Origin of the sequence: Arsukibacterium ikkense, from assembly GCF_000987775.1 — a bacterium.
Lineage (GTDB): Bacteria > Pseudomonadota > Gammaproteobacteria > Enterobacterales > Alteromonadaceae > Alishewanella > Alishewanella ikkense.
The window spans coordinates 133,738-156,673 of sequence record NZ_LAHO01000009.1 but is presented as its reverse complement, the minus strand read 5'-3'; the positions used below and the strand labels follow the sequence as shown (position 1 = coordinate 156,673).

Sequence of the window (22,936 nt, the reverse complement as noted above, 5' to 3'; positions counted from 1 at the left end):
TTAGTAATGTAGTTGCGTTTTAAGTTATATATTAGTGAGTGCTAACAGCTGTTTCGTTGCTTTTTGCACTATCAGCCAACTGCTCCAGCACGGGCACCGGTAAATCCCGTTTAGCATAAAACTCGCTGACAAACTGCTCCAAGGTACCAGTGGCTATAGCGTCACGCAATCCCTGCATCAGTTTTTGATAATGATGCAAATTATGCATGGTATTTAACCGGGCACCGAGAATTTCATTACAACGATCCAAATGATGTAGATATGACCTGGAATAATTTTTACAAGTGTAGCAATCACATTCTGGATCGAGTGGTGAGGTATCGTCCTTGTGTTTGGCATTACGAATTTTAACCACACCGGTACTGATAAACAGATGGCCGTTGCGGGCATTGCGGGTTGGCATCACACAGTCAAACATATCAATACCACGGCGCACCGCTTCAACGATATCTTCCGGTTTGCCTACGCCCATTAAATAACGTGGCTTATGGCTCGGCATCTGGCCAGTGGTATGGTTAAGAATATTAATCATATCTGCCTTGGGCTCACCAACCGACAAGCCACCAATGGCATAGCCATCAAAGCCAATGTCTTCAAGGCCCTGCAACGACACATCGCGCAGCTCAGGGTACATACCGCCCTGAATAATGCCAAACAACGCCGCCGGATTATCGCCGTGCGCTTCTTTCGAGCGTTTAGCCCAGCGCAGTGACATTTCCATCGACTTTTTCGCTTGCTGCTCCGTGGCCGGATAGGGCGTGCATTCGTCGAATATCATTACGATATCAGAGCCTAAGTCACGCTGTACTTCCATCGAGCGCTCGGGCGTTAACATGATGCGTTCGCCATTTAATGGTGAACGGAACTTGACGCCTTCTTCCGTAATTTTTCTCAGCTCGCCCAGGCTGAATACCTGGAAACCGCCAGAATCAGTCAGAATAGGCTTATGCCAGTGCATAAAGTCGTGCAGATCACCGTGCTTTTTAATGATGTCAGTGCCCGGGCGCAGCATTAAATGAAAGGTATTGCCTAAACAAATCTGGGCGCCGGTTGCTTCCAGTTCTTCCGGCGTCATGCCTTTTACCGTGCCATAGGTTCCTACCGGCATAAAGGCCGGGGTTTCAACAATGCCACGCTCAAAGATCAGCCGGCCACGGCGGGCCCGGCCATCGGTGGTATCTAATTCAAATTTCATCACTATCCTCAAGCGCCAGAAAGACAGTCTGGCTTAATTCGCGGCGCATTATAGCAGCAAAGCTAGCTGATAAACATCGCATCGCCATAGGAGTAAAAACGGTATTGCTCAGCAATCGCCGTATCATAGGCATTCATTACATGTTCGCGAGAGCTGAACGCAGATACCAGCATAATCAGCGTAGATTCCGGCAAGTGAAAGTTAGTGATCAGCGCATCAATCACCTGGAACTTATAACCAGGGTAGATAAAAATCTGGGTATCACCGTAATAACTAATCAGCTTACCGCCGCCCTGCTGCGCCGCCGACTCCAGCGAGCGTACCGAGGTCGTGCCCACCGCCACCACTTTATTACCACGGGCTTTGCACGCAGCTACTGCATCAACCACCTGCTGCGACACCTCGATATACTCGGCGTGCATCTGGTGTTCCAGCACATTATCCACCCGTACCGGCTGAAAGGTGCCGGCGCCAACATGCAGCGTCACATAGCCAAACTCAATGCCTTTGTCCGCAAGTTTAGCCAGCAGCGGCTGGTCGAAATGCAAACCGGCAGTGGGTGCCGCCACGGCGCCCGGCTTTTCGTTATACACCGTTTGATAACGTGCTTTATCTTCTTCGTTATCCGGCCGGTCGATATAGGGCGGTAAGGGCATATGGCCTAAGCGTTCCAGCATCGCCAGCACCGGTTCATCGCTTAACATTTCCAACTCAAACAGTTCGTCATGGCGCTGATTCATCCGCACCTCAGCCGAGTTTTCCAGCAACAGCATGCTGCCGGGTTTAGGGGCTTTGCTGGCCCGGACATGCGCCAAAAAGCGCTGGTCATCCAGCAGCCGTTCCACCAGCACCTCAACCTTGCCGCCTGAGGCTTTCTGGCCAAATAAACGCGCGGGTATTACCTTGGTATTATTAAATACCAGTAAATCACCGGGCTGAAGAAAATCAGTTAAGTCTTTAAAAATATGATGACTTAAAGCTCCGCTCTGTTTATCCATGGCCAGCAGACGGCTGGCTGAACGTTCAGCTTTGGGGAAACGGGCAATAAGCTGCTCTGGCAGCTCGAACGAAAAATCTTTAACTTGCATACTCTTAACTTGCATAGATGACTCCCTGGCTTTACCGACCATAGGCACGGCTGAAAAAAACAGCCAGCATTCTAGCAAATTATCACTACACTTAACGCAGAATCTGTTGCGGAAAAACGAATATGTTAGTGTCCTTACTGCTACCGCTGCTATTTCTATGTCAGGTACCGGCCAATAACCTGTCGCAGCCAGTTGCATTGCCAGAACCTATTCAGCTTAGTACCGAGCAATGGCCAGGCTTTACCGAACAAGATCAAAGCGGTGCTTACTTTGATCTTATCCGTTTGATTTATCAGCCCTACCAACCCCGCCTGCAAGTCACCTTTACCAATTATAACCGGGCATTAACGCTGGTACGGCAACAAAAATCAGACATGACATTAGCCGTATCTGGCCATAATGGCACCGATTTACTACTATCGGCGCGGCCAATTGATCAGGATAAAATCGTGGTAATTTTTCACCCCGGGCGACATCAGCTGCACAGCATCGAGGATCTGAAACCCTTGCAGCTGGCCTGGAATCTTGCCTATGACTTTGGCAGTATTCTGGGCCTAACCAATGCTGGCTATGAAGTATTATCGGTAGAACACGGTATTGAACTGACGTTAAACCAGCGGGTTGATGCCTACCTGGCCGAACAAAGTCAATTTGCTCACTATGCTGATACCCATTCGATGCAACTGGCCCCTTTAGTGGCCACGTTGATTGCCGAAGACAACATCTATGCAGCCTTTGCCAACACCGAGCAAGGGAAGAAGTTAAAATGTATCTGGGACAGTCGCTTTCAGGCACTGCTGGAAAGTGGTGAGTTACAGCATTTCTATCAGCAATACCATAACTTTTACCTGACACAGGAGTGAGCCTGGTACGGCAATACTTTTATTCCTCCCCCCGGCATTTTTGCAGTAACACCTCACTAATCAGGTTGGTCATTAACCGGTAACTGCGGGCTTTACTGGATGTGGGCCGCCAGGCGACACCGATATCCCGATAGGCATTACCGCTGCTGGGCGGTTGGGTAATCAGCTCGGTACTATCCAGTAAGCCACTGTTAATCGCCATTTGCGGCATAAAGGTTACGCCAAGTTTGTTATTCACCATCTGAGTCAGGGTATGCAGGCTGGTAGCGAAAAACGGATTCACTTTGCGACTGTCTTCCAGCTCACAGGCTTTTACCGCATGGCCAGTTAAACAATGTTCACGTTCCAGCAAGAAAATACTTTCATCCGGCCATTGGCTGATATCCTGATTAAAGCCCCGTCCCAGCCAGTCTTTATGTAACACCAGTTTAAAGCCATCCTGTGCCAGTATTTCCGTATGCAAAGCACCGGTTTCATAAGGCAACGCCAGCAACACCATATCCAGCCGGCCTTCGGCCAGCGCATGCAATGAGTTATCAGTGGTATCTTCGCGCAGTAACAGTTGTAAATCGGGATAGCGTTCACGGCATAAGGTCATCACTTCACTTAGCACAAAGGGCGCTATAGTGGGAATACAACCCAGCCTGAATGGTCCGGCCATCGGCTTACCCTGTGACCTGGCAAACTCAGTCAGCTCTTCACATTGTTCAATAATATGCCGGGCCTGACGCACCACATCTTCGCCCAGCGAAGTAAAAATAAAGGTTTTATGGTCCCGCTCTAACAGCTGGGTATCCATAGTTTCTTCCAGATTAGCAATGGCCGCGCTCAAGGTAGACTGGCCCACATAACAGGCTTCAGCGGCGCGGCCAAAATGCTGATGTTCATGCAAAGCAAGCAGATACTGCAGCTGTTTAATACTGGGAAGTCTTTTCATTGCAATTTCCGATTAAGATATCAACTTAGTACATTAATATTAATCAATATAAAGCATTGCCATGGCCAGGTCGAGTCAGCGCTGAGAATTAACACTTGTCGTTGTTTAGGCTAAAAACTTAACTAAATTTGGCGCTTGACGTTTAAATAAATCACTTTTCAAACACTTAGTTTTATTATTTGTTATTTTTGTAAATTACAAATTGAAACAGTTTGCTATTTGTTATAGTTTGAAATTCTCATTGTATGCATAAAAGCCATGTTGCTGTAAAAAAATGCAATATTTCACATTATAGTGACAAGTGAGTAAGGCATACCATGATTTATCGTTGTGAGTTGGGCAGTCCGCAACCAAGTTTGAAGGAACAACCTATTATAAAAAATCACCTCAGGAGGGTGAATCATGTCCAAATTAACCAAACCACTGGCGCTGGCCAGTTGCAGCTTGCTGGCACTGGCGGTAAATAGCGCCCTGGCAGCCACCGACAAAAGCGCCACCATTGACAACAACCGCTACATCATTAAATACAAAGACAGCAATGCAGGACAGAGCAAGCAAAACGATTATGTGCTGAAACAGCAAAAAGGCGCCAAAGATGCAGTATTGGCCATGCTTAGTGACAACAGCAATAAATTACAACGCCAGGGGGCGAAAATTCATCATGTGTTAGCAGAGCAACGCGCAATTGCCGCTGAGCTGCGGCCAGGCCTGGTTAACCTGCTGAAAACCGATCCTAATATCGAGTTTATTGAAGTTGATCAACGTCGCTATCCGATGATGCAGCAAATTCCTTACGGCTACCCGATGGTGCAGGCTGATTTAGTCAGTGACCAATTTGCCAGTAATCAGAATGTGTGTGTTATTGACTCGGGTTTAGGCCTGCCGCATGAAGATTTTGCTTCAGGCAACATCAGCGGCACTAATGATATCGGTACAGGTAACTGGTTCGATGCCGGTGGTCCGCATGGTACTCACGTGGCCGGCACTATAGGCGCGTTAAATAATGACGTTGGTATTGTTGGCATTATGCCAAACGGCCAGCTGAATATGCACATCATTAAAGTATTTAACGCCAATGGCTGGGGCTACTCGTCAACCCTGGCCAGCGCAGTAAATGCCTGTGTTACAGCAGGCTCTACTGTAGTTAATATGAGCTTAGGTGGCGCAGCGCCCAACGCGACCGAAAGTAATGCCATGCAGGCAGCCTTTGATGCCGGTTTGTTATTAATAGCGGCTGCCGGTAACGATGGCAACACCTCTATGTCTTACCCGGCGTCTTATAACTCTGTGGTGTCGGTCGCTGCAGTAGATAGCACTAAAGCCCTGGCCAATTTCTCCCAGCGTAATGCCCAGGTAGAACTGGCCGGCCCTGGGGTTGATGTGCGCTCAACCTACCCAGAGGGCACTGCGCTTGAAGCCCAGCTAAATGTTAACAGTGTATTTTACGATGCCAACCCGATGTCGGGTTCTGGTAGCGGTATGGTAAGTGCTGAATTTGCTGATTGCGGCCTGGCCATCAACGCCTGTACTGATGTGGCAGACAAAGTGTGCTTAATTTCCCGTGGCGAAGTAGCCTTCTCGCAAAAAGTGGAATCGTGCCAGGCTGGTGGCGGTTTAGCTGCCATTATTTACAATAATGTGTCAGGTAATTTTGCCGGCACTGTGGAAGGCACCAGCGCCACCATTCCTGCGGTTAGCCTGTCGCTGGAAGATGGCCAAATGCTGATGGCACAGCTGGGCAGCGTTGCCAACCTGACGTCAGGTGCCAGCAACTATGGACTGATGAGCGGTACTTCTATGGCCTCACCGCATGTCGCCGGTGTTGCCGCCCTGGTCTGGAGCCACTTCCCGGATTGTAGCAATGTTGAAATCCGCGCTGCTCTGGCTGCCAGCGCTGAAGATTTAGGTGCGCCTGGCCGCGATAATTCTTATGGTTTCGGTCTGGTTCAGGCTAAAGACGCTGTGGATTATCTGGCAGAATATGGCTGTGCCGGTTCTGGTGATGGCCCGGATGATCCTACCCCACCGGGTGCCACTGCCCTGGAAAATGGTGTAACGGTTTCGAATCTGGCAGGTGCCGGCGGTGATGAGTTACTGTTTACGCTGGATGTTCCAGCCATGGCCACCGACTTATCCTTTGTGATGAATGGCGGTACCGGCGATGCTGATATGTACGTTAAGTTTGGCGCTGAACCCACCCCGGGCGACTGGGATTGCCGGCCATATTTAACAGGTAATAACGAAACCTGTAATTTTGACCCGGCACAACAAGGTACTTACTACGTTAAACTGATTGGCTACACTGCCTTTAGCGGCGTTAATCTGACAGGTAGCTTTATTGCAGAAGACGAGCCGGACGATCCGGACCTGCCGGATGCCGGCGGTGAAACCATCACCAACATCAGTGTTGGCCGGCGCGCCTGGCAACACTACACCCTGGAAGTACCAGCGGGTATGGCAGAACTAAGCGTCTCCATTACCGGTGGCACTGGCGATGCTGATCTCTACCTGAAATATGGCAGCACGCCAAGTGCAGGCAGCTACGACTGCCGGCCAAACCGCAATGGTAATGAGGAAACCTGTGTTATCACCAACCCACAAGCGGGCGTATGGCATATGTCGGTATATGGCTTCAGGGCAGTATCAGGCTTAACCCTGATTAGCGCTTACCAGCCGTAAGCGGCTACTAGCGTAAAGGTGTAAAAAAAAGGGGCTGAAATTCAGCCCCTTTTCTATTAGCTACACAGTTAACGGTCTATACGGTAAACAAAAACTGCAATATATAGAAAAATATAATAGATAAACCCGCGCCTACTGGCAGGGTAATCACCCAGGAAATAAAGATATTTCGCACCACACCTAAGTTCAATGCGGCAATACCCCTGGCAAACCCTACACCCAATACCGCTCCGACTAACGTTTGGGTAGTAGAAATAGGTAAGCCGGCGCCAGAGGCAATAACCACGGTAGATGCCGCTGACAGCTCGGCAGCAAAACCCCGGCTGGGGGTTAAGTGAGTAATAGCAGTACCAACGGTTTTAATTACCCGCGCGCCCAGTGTCGCCAGACCAATCACTATCCCTATCGCACCCAGAGGTAACACCCACCAGGCAAGGGTGGCACGGCCAGCAATTTCACCACCAGAGGTAACGACACTCACAACGGCAGCTAACGGCCCTATAGCATTGGCTACATCGTTCGAGCCATGAGCAAAGGCCATGCAACAAGCGGTAGTTATCATTAAAATGCCGAAAATCTTCTCGACATTATTAAAGTGCATTTGCTTATCCGCTTCCGGGTCAATTTTCAGGCGCGAGATTGCAGCCTTACCAATTAAACCAATAATGACACCAATAGCTACTGCCAGATAAATGCCGTTGGCGGTAGACATGCCCAGGCCAACATGACTTAAGCCTTTTTGAATGGTGACCAGTGACATAATAAAGCCAGCAAACACCATATAAAATGGCACATACTTCTTGGCATTAGCTATCGGATTATCCGTATCGAATATCAGCTTTTGCGCACTCATAAAAATCAGGTATGCCAGTACCCCAGCCAACATCGGGGTTACGATCCAGCTACCAACGATACCGGTTACCTTGGTCCAGTGTACGGCCTCAGAGCCAACAGCAACCAAAGTAAAACCTATGATGGCACCTATAATGGAATGGGTTGTCGAAACCGGCCAACCATAATAGGAGGCGACCAGCAACCAGGTACCCGCCGCCAGCAACGAGCCGATCATGCCAAACACCATAAACTCCGGCACATCGATGAAATAACCAGCGTCAATAATACCAGAGCGAATAGTGGAGGTTACCGAGCCACCCGCCAGATAGGCACCGGCAAATTCAAAAATTGCAGCTATTAAAATAGCCTGCTTAATAGTCAGTGCTTTAGAACCAACCGAGGTCCCCATGGCATTGGCCACATCGTTTGCGCCCACCCCATAAGCCATAAAAAAGCCAAAAACGGCTGCAACAATAATCAGGATCAGGCCATAAGCTTGTAAAATTTCCATAATCTGTGTCCTGTGTTGTTAGCGGGCGAGCATGATTTCAAGGCGTGAACCAACGCGCAATGCAACGTCAGCCAGGTCGCCTAACCATTCCAGGGTGCGATATAAAAAGATAACATCAACCGGGTTTAAGCCAGCTTCAGCAAGGCGCAGCGATTTACGCAGCTTAATCTGCATTTCATCGGTATCGTTCTCAATGGCATCAAGTTTCTCTACCATCTTAATCACCAGGTTAACTTCGCGGCCACGAAACCCGGTTTCCAGCAGTTCATCCAGTTCATTAATGACTTCCGAGGCCATAGCGGTGGCATCAATACAGCGCTGAATATAGCTATGAAACTCTGCTTGAATAGATTCTGGAATTTCCAGCTCCCGGCCCAGTACCCGGCCAGATATATCTTTGGCTTTATTGGCAATTTTGTCTTGCTGCGCCACTAATTCCAGAATGTCGGTGCGATCGACGGGTAAAAACAAACCTCGGGGCAAATTTACCCGGATTTCCCGCTTCAATCTGTCAGCGTCTTTTTCCAGAGCAACGATGTCCTTGCGTACCTCTGCGGCTTTGCCCCAGTCTTTCTGATATACCGCAGCAAAAAAGGGTAACAATAGCTCACTGGCTTCGTGTACTTTGCGGATATGTTCTTCGATAGGTTTTATCGGGGATTTGGCAAACACGGATAAAAAAGTATTACCTGGCATAGTGTGGCCTCATAATATTCAGGATGAATAAGGTCGGCGCGCATTGTAACTGCAATTAAACTGCAATAAAAATGAAATATTAGCAGAAAAAAACAAAAACGCCCTGGCAGTTAGTCTGGCCAAGGCGTTTTAAAAAAGCGAGGGTAAATCTAAATTTAACTACGCGCTTCTTTTTCCAGGATCTCTTCCGAACTGTGACGAACCACCTTACCTTTAACAAAAAAGATAATATATTCAGACAAGTTTTTGCACCGATCACCAATTCGTTCCAGCGAGCGGGCCGACCACAGCACATTCATGATTTTTGGAATAGAACGCGGATCTTCAATCATGTAAGTCATCAGCTGGCGGGTTATTGCTTCGTATTCTCGGTCTACTTTTTTATCTTCTTTATGCACTGTTAACGCAGCTTCGACGTCCATCCGGGCAAACGCGTCCAGCACATCATGTAACATCTGGCCAACATGCCGTCCCAGATTATCCAGGTTCACCAACAAATCTTGTTGCGCGCTGTTAAAAGACTCCAACGCAACCTTCGCAATACGGCGGGTTTCATCGCCAATTCGCTCCAAGTCGGCAATAGTTTTTAAAATCGCCATGATCAGCCGTAAGTCGCTGGCGGCAGGTTGGCGCTTGGCAATGATCCGGGTGCATTCCTGATCGATTTGTAGCTCCCAGTCATTCACTTTTAAATCGTTTTGAATCACTTGTTGAGCCAGGTCACTGTCGCTATTGGCGATAGCTTCCAGCGCATCAAATAGCTGGCGTTCAATCAAGCCACCCATAGCCATTACGTGATTGCGTACCTGCTCTATCTCTTCATTAAACTGGCTGGAGATATGCTTTGATAAATTTAACTTATCCATCGACTGGCCCTTGCTGCTAATAAATTGGTTGCCCGCTGCCCTATTAGCCAAAACGCCCGGTTATATAATCTTCGGTGGCGCGCTGACTGGGATCAGTAAACATCTTGTTTGTTTCGTCAAACTCAACTAGCTGCCCCATATTTAAAAAGGCTGTGTAATCCGACACCCGGGCAGCCTGTTGCATATTGTGTGTCACTATTACCAAAGTATAGTGCTGTTTTAAGTCGTACATCAGTTCTTCAATTTTCAGCGTGGATATCGGATCTAACGCTGATGCCGGCTCGTCCAGTAATAACACTTCCGGCTCAATCGCTATCGCTCTGGCAATCACTAAGCGCTGCTGCTGCCCGCCCGATAAATTCACGGCGCTGTGGTGTAACCGGTCGCGCACTTCGTCCCACAACGCGGCTTTTTTTAGCGCTGATTCTACTAACTCATCTAACTTGCGCGGCTGCTTAATCCCTTGCAAGCGCAAACCAAAGGCGACATTCTCATACACACTGTGCGGAAAAGGATTCGGTTTCTGAAATACAATTCCAACCCTGCGTCGCAGCTCTGCCACTTCTACCCCGGCCTGATAAATATCAGCGCCATCCAGTAATACTCTGCCGTCAGTACTGGTATCTTCCAGTAATTCATTCATCCGGTTAAAGCTGCGTAACAAACTGGATTTACCGCAACCCGACGGGCCAATAAAAGCAGTAATCTTATGCTCCGGAATACGCATACTAATGTGTTGCAACACGGTTTTATCCGCAAACCTGAGCGATAAATCCTGAACTTCCAGTTTGGCGGTAACCTCAGTTTTCATAGTGTACCCTGTCATTGTTACAGTTTTATTACTTAGCGACATTACTCAACGACCGAGCGGTTGCCATAACGTAAATTTAAGCGTTTTCGTAACCGGTATGCAGCCAGATTAAGCATAAAAATCAGCGTTATCAGCACTAATGCGCTGGCGAACACCAGTGGTTCGGTATCTTGAGCCGCCGGGCTCTGGATGCCGGAGTCATAGATATGCATGCCCAGGCTGGTAATTTTTTGCTGTAGTTGCAGGTATGGAAACTCGCTGCTAAGCGGCAGTGCCGGCACTGACTTGACCACCCCAACAAAGATTAACGGCGCAACCTCACCGGCTGCCCGGGCTATCGCCAGCATCAGCGCGGTCACCATCGCCGGCGAGGCCTGAGGTAACACAATTTTCCAGATCACTTCAGCTTTGGTAGCCCCCAGCGCAAAGCAACCCAGTCGTAAATTTTTTGGAATGCCGGCCAAACCCTGTTCGGTTGCTACGATCACGACCGGCAGGGTCAGCAAAGCCAGGGTTAACGACACCCATATTAAACCTGGCGTACCAAAAGTAGGGGTGGGCAAGCTGTCACGATAAAACAAGTTATCAATGCTGCCACCCAGAAAATATACAAAAAAGCCTAAACCAAACACGCCAAATACAATGGACGGCACCCCAGCCAGGTTATGTACGGCAATTCGAATCAACCTCAGTACCGGGCCATCTTTGGCATACTCATGTAAGTAAACCGCGGCTAGCACTCCCAGCGGCGTCACCAGCACCGCCATCAGCAATACCATCAGCACCGTGCCAAGGATAGCCGGAAAAATCCCCCCCTCCGCTGACGAACCACTGAGAAATAGCCACCAGTTTTGCAGATACAGCCAGAGTTTACTGCCAGAATGGCCCGGCAAGTCGGTGGGCCAGAATACCCCGAGACTGTGCATTAAAATAAAAGCCAGCAAGCCCGCCACTAACAGCAGGCTCAAGGCTACCGCGCCGGCGTTGAGCCAAATCCAGGGGGTACCCTGTCGAAACCAGTTTTGCAGCATGGCTATAACCTCTGATACTTTTTACGCAAACGCTGGCGAATAACTTCAGCAGCCGTATTGGCAACAAAGGTAAAAAGCAGCAATAACAAGGCGGCGACAAAGAGCACCCGGAAATGACTGCTGCCAACCGTTGCTTCTGACAACTCCATGGCCAGTGTCGCGGTCAGGCTGCGTAGCCCTTCAAACAGGTTAAAATTCATTACCGGGCTGTTGCCTGTTGCCATCAACAGTATCATCGTTTCACCGATAGCCCGGCCCAGACCTACCAAAGCAGCGGCGATCAGGCCCGGCGCGGCCAATGGCAAGCTGATCCGCACCACCGCCTGCCAGGGTGTTGCTCCAAGTGCTAAAGCACCACGGGTCAGGTGGCGGGGCACCTGGTGCAATACGTCATCAGCGATAGCATAAATACCCGGCACCACCGCAAACCCCATGGCGATGCCAATAATCAGAGCGTTACGTTGTTCATAGTAAATCCCTTGCTGGTCCAGATATAAGCGCAAGCCGTCGCTAAATAGCCAGCTGTCCAGCTGTCCGGCAACAACAAACACCAGGTTACTGACCAGCACCAGCCACACCATCAGCAGCAACACCTCTGCACCGCCGCTGCACCGCTGCTGCCAGCTTTGTGGCAAGCGAGGCCATACTGCAGCCAATGCTAAAATGCTTAACGGCGCAACGACAACCCAAAGTAACAATGCCAACAGATGGTTTTCAATCACTGGGGCAAGCCAAACCGCAGCAATAAAACCCAGAATAACCGTGGGAAAGGCCGCCATTAATTCAATTAAACCTTTTATTCGCCGCCGCGGCCCGGCAGGTAAAAAGCAGGCAGTATAAATGGCGGCCATAATGGCCAGTGGTGCCGCGAACAACATGGCATAAAACGCGGCTTTTAAGGTGCCACTGGTCAGAGGTAACAGAGAAAACTTTGGCTGATAGCCGTCGGCCGCCGATGAAGTTTGCCAAACATAATCAGGCCCGGCAAAGCCCTCATACCAAACACTATGCCACAGCGTCTGCCAGCTTATCTCCGGGTGGGGGTTGTCCAATGCAAAACGATGTTGCTGCTCGGCGCTGTACACACTGAGTATTTGATTGTTGGCTGAAAATACTAAGTCGACAGCATCAGTAATCTCAGTGGCATAACGCCACAACGGTTTGGCGGTTGCCGAATAATACAGCGCCAGCTGACCATCGGCACTTAAGGTAGCAAAGCCGCGCCTGTTGTGTTCTGCCGCAATGTGGATAATGGCCGCGGGCTGAGCCGGCAACTCGCGGGCCAGGCGTAACATCAGGTTACCTTGGTTATCAGCAAGCAAAAACCACTGCTGCAAGCGGCCACTTTGATAACCGGCCAACACCGCCTGATCTGCCGTTAACCAGCTTAAACTGGTCAGGGTATCGCCGGTGTCTGTTAATGACCATTGCTGCAAACAGCCTGCTGGACTGGCCGGGCTGAATAAACATGCCAGCCCATTTTTACTGGCCAGCAGCTGATAGTCGCCACTGGCCGAGCTGGCGCTAAAATCGGCTACGCCTGGCCAACCAGCTTGTACCACCGGTAATTCGGCGTTATTGGCCTGATAGGTCGCGGCTAAGGGTTGCAGAGGGCTGCCAGACACGCCCCGAAATAATGGCAGTACTTCGCTAAACAGGTAGATAAACAGCGCCGCCAGCATCAATACTACGCTGCTACCGGCAACAGCAATAAGGGCACGAAACAACCGGTTATACCAGCGCCGGCGTCGCAGCAGCTGTTTTGGCATAATAGGCGGGATAAGTGCAGTTTTATTCATGGTTGTTCTGCCATAGCAGGTAACCCCAGACTGACACGCCATTGATTGAGCAGTTCATCAGGTAAGGGCAGAAAGCCATCTTTCCTTGCCAGCTGCTGACCGGCTGGCGACAACACTAAATCAAAAAAAGCTCGCTCGTTGGCCGCCAAAGGTTTCCCGGGTACCAGATTAATATAGATGTACAAACGGCGGGCTAACGGGTAACGACCCGCCAACGCATTTTTTGCCGTAGGGGAAACTGCCTCGCCATCGGCCACCAATAATGGCAGCACTTTTACTTCGGGGGTGGCGTAACCAATACCGGAATAACCGATACCGGCGACCGATTGGCTGATGGCCCTGAGCATCGCAGACGAGCCAGCCATTTGATTGGTGCGGGCTTTGATATCGCCATTACACAATACATGTTGCTTAAAATAACCATAAGTACCCGACACTGAATTACGGCTATACATGTTGATAAAGCGGGATTGCCAGCTGCCGGTTAGCCCCAGCTCGCCCCAACGCTGTATATCGGCAGCTGCGCCACAGCGGCGATTAATCGAAAAAATGGCGTCGAGTTGCTGCATACTGATCTGGGTTAAAGGATTATCCGGGTGGACATAAATTGCCAGTAAGTCGATGGCGACCGGCACTGCAGTGGGAAGATAGCCAAAACGCTGAGCGAACTGCTGCAGCTCACTTTGACGCATAACCCGGCTCATCGGGCCAAGCCCGGCTGTCCCTTCAATTAACGCAACCGGCGCGGTAGAGGAACCATTGCTTTGCAGCTGAAAACTCACTGCAGGGTGGCGGCGTTGATATTCTTCGCCCCACAATTGCATCACTTGTTGCAAGGTATCCGAGCCCACGCTGGACAGATTACCTGCCGGCGCCGCAACAACCTCAGTGGGCAACGCAAGGCCAAACAGCATTGTTAAGATCTGGCCACAAAGTAGGGTTCGCGCCGTTATCACCGTTGTTCTCCTGCAGCTAACTCGTGCTGATGCCGGTTTATCTTATAACAGCCAACTATGACAAGACAGTAAATGGAAAATAAATTATTAAGTAGCGTTTAAAAATCAGAAAGTTGGGTCTACACTCTAGGTCACTTTTTAGCATATATTGTGCATCACTTACCGCTTTACCTAGCGGTTAAACCTTTAATTTTAGTAAGGGAATATCGATATGAAGCAGTTAGTCCTTACCGTTATTGGTAAAGATAAAGCAGGGTTAGTCGAACAGTTAGCCAAGGTAGTTAATGAGCAAAATGGTAACTGGATGGCCAGTAATTTAAGCCATTTGGCCGGCTACTTTGCCGGTATTGTGCAGATTGAAGTGGCCGAGCCCGAATTAGGTGCCTTGGTCACAGCGCTTAGCACTATTAGCGATCTGGACATTAAAGTACAACAAGGCGAACACAGTGAGCTAAATAAACAACAACAGTTGCGTTTTGTTATTACCGGCAACGACAGACCAGGCATAGTCCGCGAACTGTCGTCAGTTATTAAGCATAAAGGCACCAATATTGTGCATTTTTCCAGTAACAAACAAAGTGCGCCCAACTGGGGAGTGCCGCTGTTTCATGCAGAAGCTATCGTGCAATTGCCGGCAGGTTTAAGCCGCGATGAAGTGGTAAAAGCCCTGGAGTCGATCGCTACCGACATTGTGGTAGATGTAGAAACCTAAGCGTTAGCCCGCAGCTAATGTGATCAGCTCTGCGCAAACAACCAACATAAATACCCCTGCCAACTGCAGGGTATTTTGCTTCATCAATTTGTCACAAAAATGCCATAGTGTGCTTTGCAGGCAGTAAGCAGGAGCAATAAAAATGGAACAGCCAGCATCACTCAATGTAAACAGCGGGGCCAACCCCGACTACCCGTTATTTCCACGCGAACTCAGCTGGCTGGCCTTTAACGGCCGGGTACTGCAGGAAGCGGCCGATACCCGCAACCCACCCATAGAGCGACTTCGGTTTTTAGGTATTTATTCTAATAACCTGGATGAATTTTTCCGGGTACGGGTGGCCGATGTGAAACGGCGCATTTTGCTGAAAAAATACCAGACTTGGGAGCACGAAGATGCCGAAACCCTGCTTGCGCAAATTCAACTGCAGGTTATGGAGCTGGGCAAACAATTTAATAAAATTTATCTGGATATTCAGCTGGAACTGCGGAAGCACAATATCGAGTTAATTGACGACAGCAAGCTAACTGATGCCCAGTCTCACTGGGTAAAAGACTTCTTCCGACGTGAAGTTAAACGACATATCTCACCGCTTATTCTCTCCAGCACCGATAGCTCACTCAGTAAAATACTGGAAGATAACACCACCTACCTGATGGTGGAAATGACCGGCAGCGGCAAACCTGACTATGCCATTATTGAAGTACCTACGGCTGAGGTATCGCGTTTTATCGAGTTGCCATTGCACCTGAATACCCGCAAAAAAAATGGCCATTACCGGCGGCAGATTTTACTGCTGGACGACATTATTAACCATTGCGTCAGTGACTTATTTAATGGATTTTTTCAATTCGACAGCATTTGTACCTTTTCACTCAAGCTGACGCGTGATGCTGAGTACAATATCAGCGATACACTGGATCAGAGCCTGATTGATAAAATGTCCAAGGGCATTCGCCAGCGCTTAAAGTCCGAACCCACCCGGCTGGTATACGATGCGGCTATGCCGGAGCAAATGTTAAAAATACTGACCAAACAACTGGGTACCAGCTCCAGCGATGCGCTGATTGCCGGCAGTCGTTATCGTAATTTTAAAGATTTTATTGGCTTTCCGAACCTGGGCCACCAGAGTATGGAGTTTCCGCCAATGGAGCCCTTACCCAGCCCGGACTTTGAACATTACCCCACCACGTTTGACGCCATCCGGGCCACCGATATCCTGCTGTACTACCCGTACCACAATTTTAATTATTTTACCGAGTGGGTACGCCAGGCCTCGTTTGACCCCAAGGTGAGCAGTATTAAATTAACCATGTACCGGGTGGCCAAGCATTCAAGGGTAATTCATTCGCTGCTGGATGCGGTGCGCAATGGCAAAAAAGTGACGGTAGTGGTGGAACTGAAAGCCCGCTTTGATGAAGAAAATAATATCAACTGGGCACGCAGAATGACCGATGCCGGCATTGAGGTGATTTTTGGCCAGACCACCTTAAAAATTCATTCCAAGCTGTGTTTAATTACCCGCCAGGAGAAAGGTAAGCTGGTGCGTTATGGCCATATTGGTACCGGTAATTTTAATGAAAAAACCGCCCGTATTTACACCGATATGAGCCTGTTTACCTGCCATAGCGAAATTACCGCCGAAGTTGAGCAAGTGTTTGAGTTTATTCAGTACTCGTACCGGCCGTTTAATTTTCAGCATTTAATAGTCTCCCCCACCTGGAGCCGGCCACGCTTGCTCAGCTTAATTCAACGCGAAATTGATTTTGCCGTTGCCGGGCGCAAAGCGGAAATATTCTTAAAAGTGAATAATCTGGTTGATGAGGAGATTGTGCAGTTGCTGTATAAGGCCAGCCAGGCCGGGGTTAAGATCCGCATGATTATTCGCGGTATGTGCTCGCTAATGCCAGGTCTTGCCGGTAAAAGCCAGAATATTAAAATTATCAGCGTGCTCGACCGCTACTTAGAACATGCCCGGGTATATTTATTTCATAATGGTGGTGACAGTGCGCTGTATATCTCATCTGCCGACTGGATGACCCGTAATATCGACCAGCGGGTGGAAGTTGGCGTGCCGGTGTACGATAACCGGATTAAGCAACAAATTATCAGTACTCTGGATATCCAGTGGCGGGATAACGTTAAGGCGCGTATCATTGATGGCAAACATTCTAATGCCTATGTTAAGCGCGGCAATAAACGCAATGTACGTTCCCAGCAGGAAATTTATAACTTTCTGGCGCGACAACAGGCGGTACAGGTTGATACAGACAATTGACAAACACTGAACAGGTAGCGTCGTCAGACGCCGACTATATGGCGGCAGTAGACCTCGGCTCTAACAGCTTTCATATGGTAATTGCCAGAGTGGTCGATGGCGCCTTGCAGTTATTGCACCGCGAAAAGCAAAAAGTGCAGTTAGCTGAAGGCCTGAATGATGAGCTGGTACTAAGCGAAGAAGCCATTGAACGCGGTTTACAGGTACTGGCCCAGTTTGCCGACACCCTGCAGCCGTTCGCACCGAACTCCGTGAGGGTGATTGCCACTTACACCCTGCGCCGGGCCCGTAACTCAGCGACCTTTTTACGCCGGGCTAAAGTGGTATTCCCCTTTCCGATTGAGGTGATCTCTGGCCAGGAAGAAGCTCGTTTTATTTATCAGGGCGTAGCCCACTTTGAGCATTTCAGTGCCAGGCGACTGGTGATTGATATTGGCGGCGGCAGCACCGAGTTTGCGCTGGGTGAAGGCTTGCAACCCTTGCGTTTAAGCAGCCGCAATATGGGCTGCGTCAGCTATGGCCAGAGTCATTTTGGTCAGGGCAAAATTAGCGCCCGCCGGTTTGAACGGGCCATTTTGCAGGCCGAGCAAGAGTTAGAGCCGATTGTCAGCAGCTTTCGCAGTGCCGGTTGGCAACAGGCAGTCGGCACCTCTGGCACCATTAAAACCATTAAAGATGTAATAACTGGCCTGGGCTGGCATAGCAGCAGCCTGCGCCTGAATGATTTAACCGCGTTAAAACAGCATGTGTTGCAATACCAGCAGGCCAGCGAACTGACCCTCGCCGGCTTAACTGATGATCGCAAACTACTGCTCTGTCCGGGTCTGGCGATCTTAATAGCGGCCTTTAATATGCTGCAAATTGATGAAATGGTGTATGTCGATGCCGCCCTGCGCGAAGGCGTATTATACGAAATGAGTGAACGCTTGCAGCATCATGACATTCGAGAGCATACCATCAGCAGCATGATGCGCCGTTATACCGTTGACGACGCCCAAACCCAACGGGTACAGCACACCGCAGCAGCGCTGTTCCGCCAGGTGCAAACCGCCTGGCAATTAACGGATGATGATGGCCTGCTGCTCAGCTTTGCCTGTCGGGTGTTTGAAATTGGCTTGCACATTAACTCGTCAGGTATTCAGAAGCATTCCGCCTATATTCTGCAAAATGCTAACCTGCCGGGGTTTAACCAGGAGCAGCAACAACTGCTGGCCTGCCTGGTGCGTTTTCACCGTCGTAAAATCCGCGCTGATGAAATTCCTATTTTTAGTTTGTATCAGCTGCCACAAGTAGTAAATCTGCTGGTACTGCTGCGCCTTGCGGTACTGCTGAATCAAAAACGGCGTGATGACTTTGTGCCGGAATTTACCATTAACGCCAGTACCCAGCAGCTGCAATTAAGCTTGCCTCCTGATTGGTTGGCACAACAAAGTGTGTTGTCTGCCGATCTGCTACTGGAACAAAAAGCCTTAAAGAAAATTGCCTTCCGGCTGGATTGCCCAGGCTTAGCCGAGACGCTGGCTGGTTAAGCTTCTTATTACTATAGGGAGATAGCACATGAAAGCCATAGTGTATGAAAAATACGGGCCACCCGAGGTGCTGCAATTAAAGGAAGTTGCAAAACCCACGCCCAAAGACAATGAAGTTCTGATAAAAATCCATGCCACAACGGTAACCTCGGGGGATTGGCGGGTGCGCAGTCTTACTGTGCCTGCCGGCTTCAGCCTGCTGATGCGGCTGGTATTTGGCGTGTTCAAACCAAGGCAAGCCATACTTGGTTCGGAACTGGCAGGGGTAGTTGAATCGGTTGGCAAAGAGGTCAGCAAGTTCAAAATTGGTGACCCGGTTTTTGCATTTAGCGATGCCGCTATGGGCTGTTATGCCCAGTACAAATGCATGCCGCAAGATGGGGCTGTGGTATTGAAGCCCGCCAATCTGAACTATGACGCAGCTGCAGCCCTGTCTTTTGGCGGCAGCACCGCCTTGGATTTCTTCCGGCGCGCAAAGCTGCAACCTGGCCAGAGCGTACTGGTTAATGGTGCCTCTGGCAGCGTTGGCAGTGCTGCCGTGCAACTTGCCAGGCATTTCGGGGCCAATGTAACCGGGGTATGCAGTACCAGTAACCTTGAGTTGGTGCAATCTTTGGGGGCCAGCCAGGTTATTGATTACACTCAGCAAGACTTTAGCCAAAATGGTGAGCGTTATGACATCATTGTCGATACGGTCGGCACCGCGCCGTCCTCACGCTGCAAAAATTCACTTAAAAAGGGAGGACGCCTGCTAATGGTATTAGCCGGGCTGCCGGATATGCTGCAAATCCCATGGATATCCGTCTCCAGTAACAAAAAAATCATCGCCGGGCCAGCGAGCGTGCGCGTTGCCGATTTGCATTTTCTCGCAGAGCTGGCCGCGGCAGGCGAGTTCACACCCGTTATTGACCGGCGCTATCCGTTTGAGCAAATCGCCGAGGCGCACCGCTACGTCGAAACCGGACGCAAGAAGGGCAATGTCATTATCACGCTATAACAAAACAGCTGTTAAAGCAGCATTGCTGTTCGTCAGCCATTAAGCATATGGCCTGAATAACTCAGGGCAAGGAAGAAATACAGTTTTTATACATGCAGGAGCTATTGTGGGCATTTTTGAACGTTATTTATCGCTCTGGGTGGGTTTGTGTATCGTCGGCGGCGTACTGCTGGGCAACCTGTTGCCGGGCGTATTTCGGGTGATTGCCGCACTGGAATATGGCCAGATCAATCTGGTGGTGGCCGTGCTGATTTGGTTAATGATTTACCCAATGATGGTACAAATTGATTTTGCCTCCATTAAAGATGTCGGCAAAAAACCCAAAGGCTTAGTGCTGACGCTGGTGATGAACTGGCTGGTCAAGCCCTTTACTATGGCGGCGCTCGGCTGGCTGTTTTTTAAAGTGTTCTTCGCCGGTTGGGTCGACCCGCAAAGCGCCAATGAATATATCGCCGGCATGATTTTACTGGGCGTAGCGCCCTGCACCGCTATGGTGTTTGTCTGGAGCCAACTGACCAAGGGTGATGCCAATTACACCCTGGTGCAGGTGTCGGTAAACGATATTATTATGATCTTCGCCTTTGCGCCTTTAGCCGCCTTGCTACTGGGCGTCACCGATATCGTTGTGCCCTGGCAAACCTTACTGTTATCGGTACTGCTGTACGTACTGCTGCCGCTGATTGCCGGCGTACTGACCCGCAAGCGGCTGAACAAGAACAGCAGTGAGCAAGGGATCAGCCAGTTTTTAGCCAAAGCCAAGCCCTGGTCGATGATTGGCTTACTGGCGACAGTGCTGCTGCTGTTTGGCTTTCAGGCCGAAACTATCGTGGCTAAGCCCTTAATCATTGTGCTTATCGCCATACCGCTGCTTATTCAAACCTATGGCATTTTTGCCATAACCTATGCGGTGGCAAAAAAAATGCGCCTACCGCACAACATTGCCGCCCCGGCATGCATGATTAGCACCTCGAACTTTTTTGAACTGGCGGTAGCGGTCGCTATTTCGTTATTTGGTTTGCACTCTGGTGCAGCGCTCGCCACCGTGGTCGGGGTGTTGGTAGAAGTGCCGGTAATGTTGTCGCTGGTCTGGTTTGCCAATAGAACCCGGCACTGGTTTAACTGAGCCACCCGCTGCATCAGGCGTATTTTGCCGACTTTAGCATTTGATCCAGCATGGCGACTTGGCATTTTACGCTATTGCGCTTAAGGTAATAACTCTGCATAACCATTAGGATTACCTATGCGCTGGTCACTACTAAGCCTGAGCTTACTGCCTTTTCTGTACACCCCGTTTGCTGTGGCCTCCGCCGAGCGGCCTGAGCTTAGCAAGCAAATTGAGCAGGTAATGCCCAAAGTCATTGACTGGCGGCGGGACATTCACCAGCACCCGGAGTTATCGAACCGCGAGTTTCGCACTGCGGCCAAAGTAGCAGCGCATCTGCAAACGCTTGGCATGGAAGTACGTACCGGCATTGCTCATACCGGGGTGGTGGGTATTTTAAAGGGCGCCAAGCCCGGGCCGGTGGTGGCGCTGCGTGCCGATATGGATGCGCTGCCGGTAACTGAGCAAACCGGTTTACCTTTTGCGTCAAAAGTAGTCAGCGAATTTAACGGCCAGCAAACCGGGGTGATGCATGCCTGTGGCCATGATGCCCATGTTGCTATGCTGATGGGCGCAGCTGAAGTGCTGAGCAAACAACAAGCTGAGCTTACCGGCACTATTATGTTTATTTTTCAGCCAGCCGAAGAAGGCCCGCCAGAGGGCGAAGAGGGTGGCGCCAAAATGATGCTGGCCGAGGGTTTATTTGCTGACCCGTCCCCTGCCGCGATTTTTGGCTTGCATGTCTGGCCCGGCGAGCCTGGCCAGCTGCAGGTGAAAACTGAAGGCATTATGGCTGCTGCTGACAGCTTTCAAATCACCGTTACAGGCAAGCAGGTGCATGGTTCCAGCCCCTGGCGTGGCATTGACCCAATCAACGTTACCGGCCAGCTGATTAATGCCATTAACCTGATACCAGCGCGGCAGATAGATGTCACCAAAGCACCGGCTGTGGTGTCCTTTGGCCAGGTGCATGGCGGTATCCGCTGGAACATTATTCCTGATGAGGTGAAGTTAGAGGGCACCATTCGTACTTTTGACAGCGAGATGCGCGCAGACTTAATCGCCCGCATGGCCCACACCAGCAAGCATATTGCCAAAGCCAGCGGCGCTGAAGCGCACTTTCATGTACACAATTTTGCTGCCGTTACCTGGAACGATCCGGCCTTAACCGACTGGGCCATGCCCAGCCTGCAATGGGCGGCTGGTAACAAGGGCGTGGCGCCGATCAAACCCATTACCGGCGCCGAAGATTTCTCGTTTTATCAGCAGCAAATCCCCGGGGTATTTTTCTTTTTAGGCATTTCGCCCACTGGCATGCCACTTAGTGAGGTGCCACCGAATCACTCGCCGCTGTTTGATGTTAACGAAGACGCGCTGGTAACGGGAGTTCGGGCATTGACCGGTTTGGCTCTGGACTACCTGGCAACACCGCCCCAGAAGGCAGCACAGGAGGTAAAATGAGTAACGAGCTATGCCGCTGCCACTGGGTTGATTTAACTAAACCTGATTATGTCGCTTACCATGATACCGAATGGGGCGTGCCGGTTTATGACGATAACAAGTTGTTTGAATTTTTAACCCTGGAAGCGGCGCAGGCCGGCCTGAGCTGGTACACGGTGCTGAAAAAGCGCAACAACTACCGGGCGGCGTTTGCCAATTTTGACCCGGTTAAGGTCGCGGCCTTTGATGAAACCAAAGCCGCCGAGTTACTGCAAAACCCCGGCATTATCCGCAACCGCCTAAAAGTTGCCGCCGCCATTAATAACGCCGCACGCTTTTTAGAGGTGCAAGCCGAATTTGGCAGCTTCAGCGCCTATCAATGGCGTTTTGTCGGTGGTAAACCGCAGCAAAATAGCATTGCCGGCCCGGCAGATTACCGTGCCACCAGCCCGGAATCCGATGCCATGAGCAAAGATTTAAAAAAACGCGGCTTTAAATTTGTAGGCTCGACCATTATTTATGCCCATATGCAGGCCTGCGGTATGGTTAATGATCATCATGTTAATTGTTTCAGGCAGCAGACCGTTGCAACGCTATAGTAAAGCGGCACAC

19 protein-coding genes are annotated in these 22,936 nt (G+C 50.0%); 9 read left to right on the top strand and 10 right to left on the bottom strand.

What is annotated here, in order from left to right:
* Positions 1 to 31: 31 nt before the first annotated feature.
* Complete coding sequence (gene tgt / locus WG68_RS10675; RefSeq protein WP_046557669.1) at positions 32 to 1,195, bottom strand: tRNA guanosine(34) transglycosylase Tgt; 1,164 nt, start codon at positions 1,193 to 1,195, stop codon at positions 32 to 34.
* A 62-nt stretch (positions 1,196 to 1,257) separates the two neighbouring features.
* A complete protein-coding gene (gene queA / locus WG68_RS10670) occupies positions 1,258 to 2,283 on the bottom strand; it encodes a tRNA preQ1(34) S-adenosylmethionine ribosyltransferase-isomerase QueA (protein WP_046557709.1) in 1,026 nt (341 codons plus the stop codon).
* A 122-nt stretch (positions 2,284 to 2,405) separates the two neighbouring features.
* On the opposite strand from queA, the gene WG68_RS10665 reads away from it, so the two are divergent.
* Positions 2,406 to 3,146 (top strand): type 2 periplasmic-binding domain-containing protein, encoded by a 741-nt coding sequence (locus WG68_RS10665; RefSeq protein ID WP_046557668.1) that lies wholly within the window; start codon positions 2,406 to 2,408, stop codon positions 3,144 to 3,146.
* A 19-nt stretch (positions 3,147 to 3,165) separates the two neighbouring features.
* Here WG68_RS10665 and WG68_RS10660 read toward each other — a convergent pair whose 3' ends face one another.
* Positions 3,166 to 4,083, bottom strand: coding sequence for a hydrogen peroxide-inducible genes activator (locus tag WG68_RS10660; RefSeq protein ID WP_046557667.1), 918 nt, complete (start codon positions 4,081 to 4,083; stop codon positions 3,166 to 3,168).
* 402 nt (positions 4,084 to 4,485) lie between these two features.
* On the opposite strand from WG68_RS10660, the gene WG68_RS10655 reads away from it, so the two are divergent.
* On the top strand, positions 4,486 to 6,762 hold the full coding sequence (locus WG68_RS10655; protein WP_046557666.1) for a S8 family serine peptidase: 2,277 nt from the start codon (positions 4,486 to 4,488) through the stop codon (positions 6,760 to 6,762).
* Positions 6,763 to 6,838: 76 nt separating this feature from the next.
* On the opposite strand, the gene WG68_RS10650 is transcribed toward WG68_RS10655, so the two are convergent.
* The 7 genes from WG68_RS10650 to WG68_RS10620 form a co-directional block, all read right to left on the bottom strand.
* Positions 6,839 to 8,107, bottom strand: a complete 1,269-nt coding sequence (locus WG68_RS10650; protein ID WP_046557665.1) for an inorganic phosphate transporter — start codon at positions 8,105 to 8,107, stop codon at positions 6,839 to 6,841.
* Between the two features lie 18 nt (positions 8,108 to 8,125).
* Positions 8,126 to 8,803 carry a TIGR00153 family protein gene (locus tag WG68_RS10645; protein ID WP_046557664.1) on the bottom strand — a complete coding sequence of 226 codons (678 nt, stop codon included), beginning with the start codon at positions 8,801 to 8,803 and terminating at the stop codon, positions 8,126 to 8,128.
* A gap of 155 nt (positions 8,804 to 8,958) precedes the next feature.
* Positions 8,959 to 9,669, bottom strand: coding sequence for a phosphate signaling complex protein PhoU (gene phoU / locus WG68_RS10640; RefSeq protein ID WP_046557663.1), 711 nt, complete (start codon positions 9,667 to 9,669; stop codon positions 8,959 to 8,961).
* 43 nt (positions 9,670 to 9,712) lie between these two features.
* On the bottom strand, positions 9,713 to 10,480 hold the full coding sequence (gene pstB / locus WG68_RS10635) for a phosphate ABC transporter ATP-binding protein PstB (protein ID WP_046557662.1): 768 nt from the start codon (positions 10,478 to 10,480) through the stop codon (positions 9,713 to 9,715).
* A gap of 41 nt (positions 10,481 to 10,521) precedes the next feature.
* Positions 10,522 to 11,511, bottom strand: a complete 990-nt coding sequence (pstA, locus tag WG68_RS10630) for a phosphate ABC transporter permease PstA (protein ID WP_052749053.1) — start codon at positions 11,509 to 11,511, stop codon at positions 10,522 to 10,524.
* Positions 11,512 to 11,513: 2 nt separating this feature from the next.
* Positions 11,514 to 13,310: an ABC transporter permease subunit gene (locus WG68_RS10625; RefSeq protein ID WP_046557661.1), complete on the bottom strand. Its 1,797-nt coding sequence runs from the start codon at positions 13,308 to 13,310 to the stop codon at positions 11,514 to 11,516.
* Complete coding sequence (locus tag WG68_RS10620) at positions 13,307 to 14,266, bottom strand: PstS family phosphate ABC transporter substrate-binding protein (RefSeq protein WP_046557660.1); 960 nt, start codon at positions 14,264 to 14,266, stop codon at positions 13,307 to 13,309. The genes WG68_RS10625 and WG68_RS10620 overlap by 4 nt, the downstream gene beginning before the upstream one ends.
* Positions 14,267 to 14,477: 211 nt before the next feature.
* Here WG68_RS10620 and WG68_RS10615 point away from each other — a divergent pair, with 211 nt between their 5' ends.
* The 7 genes from WG68_RS10615 (at position 14,478) to WG68_RS10585 (ending at position 22,923) form a co-directional block, all read left to right on the top strand.
* On the top strand, positions 14,478 to 14,978 hold the full coding sequence (locus tag WG68_RS10615) for a glycine cleavage system protein R (protein WP_046557659.1): 501 nt from the start codon (positions 14,478 to 14,480) through the stop codon (positions 14,976 to 14,978).
* A 142-nt stretch (positions 14,979 to 15,120) separates the two neighbouring features.
* Entirely contained in the window at positions 15,121 to 17,256 is a 2,136-nt protein-coding gene (gene ppk1, locus WG68_RS10610; protein WP_046557658.1) for a polyphosphate kinase 1, read from the top strand.
* Positions 17,253 to 18,785, top strand: a complete 1,533-nt coding sequence (locus WG68_RS10605) for a Ppx/GppA phosphatase family protein (RefSeq protein WP_235357720.1) — start codon at positions 17,253 to 17,255, stop codon at positions 18,783 to 18,785. The genes ppk1 and WG68_RS10605 overlap by 4 nt, the downstream gene beginning before the upstream one ends.
* Positions 18,786 to 18,813: 28 nt before the next feature.
* A complete protein-coding gene (locus tag WG68_RS10600) occupies positions 18,814 to 19,782 on the top strand; it encodes an NAD(P)-dependent alcohol dehydrogenase (protein WP_046557657.1) in 969 nt (322 codons plus the stop codon).
* Positions 19,783 to 19,888: 106 nt separating this feature from the next.
* The gene (gene arsB / locus WG68_RS10595; RefSeq protein ID WP_046557656.1) at positions 19,889 to 20,905 is read left to right on the top strand and encodes an ACR3 family arsenite efflux transporter; all 1,017 of its coding nucleotides are present in this window, start codon (positions 19,889 to 19,891) and stop codon (positions 20,903 to 20,905) included.
* Positions 20,906 to 21,022: 117 nt separating this feature from the next.
* Positions 21,023 to 22,345, top strand: coding sequence for an amidohydrolase (locus tag WG68_RS10590; protein WP_046557655.1), 1,323 nt, complete (start codon positions 21,023 to 21,025; stop codon positions 22,343 to 22,345).
* Positions 22,342 to 22,923, top strand: coding sequence for a DNA-3-methyladenine glycosylase I (locus tag WG68_RS10585; protein WP_046557654.1), 582 nt, complete (start codon positions 22,342 to 22,344; stop codon positions 22,921 to 22,923). Before WG68_RS10590 ends, WG68_RS10585 begins: the two co-directional genes overlap by 4 nt.
* Positions 22,924 to 22,936: the final 13 nt, after the last annotated feature.

Coding starts and splice junctions, on each gene's coding strand:
- tgt (WP_046557669.1), bottom strand. CDS start 1,195: ATGAAATTTGAATTAGATACCACCGATGGCCGGGCCCGCCGTGGCCGG.
- queA (WP_046557709.1), bottom strand. CDS start 2,283: ATGCAAGTTAAAGATTTTTCGTTCGAGCTGCCAGAGCAGCTTATTGCC.
- WG68_RS10665 (WP_046557668.1), top strand. CDS start 2,406: ATGTTAGTGTCCTTACTGCTACCGCTGCTATTTCTATGTCAGGTACCG.
- WG68_RS10660 (WP_046557667.1), bottom strand. CDS start 4,083: ATGAAAAGACTTCCCAGTATTAAACAGCTGCAGTATCTGCTTGCTTTG.
- WG68_RS10655 (WP_046557666.1), top strand. CDS start 4,486: ATGTCCAAATTAACCAAACCACTGGCGCTGGCCAGTTGCAGCTTGCTG.
- WG68_RS10650 (WP_046557665.1), bottom strand. CDS start 8,107: ATGGAAATTTTACAAGCTTATGGCCTGATCCTGATTATTGTTGCAGCC.
- WG68_RS10645 (WP_046557664.1), bottom strand. CDS start 8,803: ATGCCAGGTAATACTTTTTTATCCGTGTTTGCCAAATCCCCGATAAAA.
- phoU (WP_046557663.1), bottom strand. CDS start 9,669: ATGGATAAGTTAAATTTATCAAAGCATATCTCCAGCCAGTTTAATGAA.
- pstB (WP_046557662.1), bottom strand. CDS start 10,480: ATGAAAACTGAGGTTACCGCCAAACTGGAAGTTCAGGATTTATCGCTC.
- pstA (WP_052749053.1), bottom strand. CDS start 11,511: ATGCTGCAAAACTGGTTTCGACAGGGTACCCCCTGGATTTGGCTCAAC.
- WG68_RS10625 (WP_046557661.1), bottom strand. CDS start 13,310: ATGAATAAAACTGCACTTATCCCGCCTATTATGCCAAAACAGCTGCTG.
- WG68_RS10615 (WP_046557659.1), top strand. CDS start 14,478: ATGAAGCAGTTAGTCCTTACCGTTATTGGTAAAGATAAAGCAGGGTTA.
- ppk1 (WP_046557658.1), top strand. CDS start 15,121: ATGGAACAGCCAGCATCACTCAATGTAAACAGCGGGGCCAACCCCGAC.
- WG68_RS10600 (WP_046557657.1), top strand. CDS start 18,814: ATGAAAGCCATAGTGTATGAAAAATACGGGCCACCCGAGGTGCTGCAA.
- WG68_RS10590 (WP_046557655.1), top strand. CDS start 21,023: ATGCGCTGGTCACTACTAAGCCTGAGCTTACTGCCTTTTCTGTACACC.
- WG68_RS10585 (WP_046557654.1), top strand. CDS start 22,342: ATGAGTAACGAGCTATGCCGCTGCCACTGGGTTGATTTAACTAAACCT.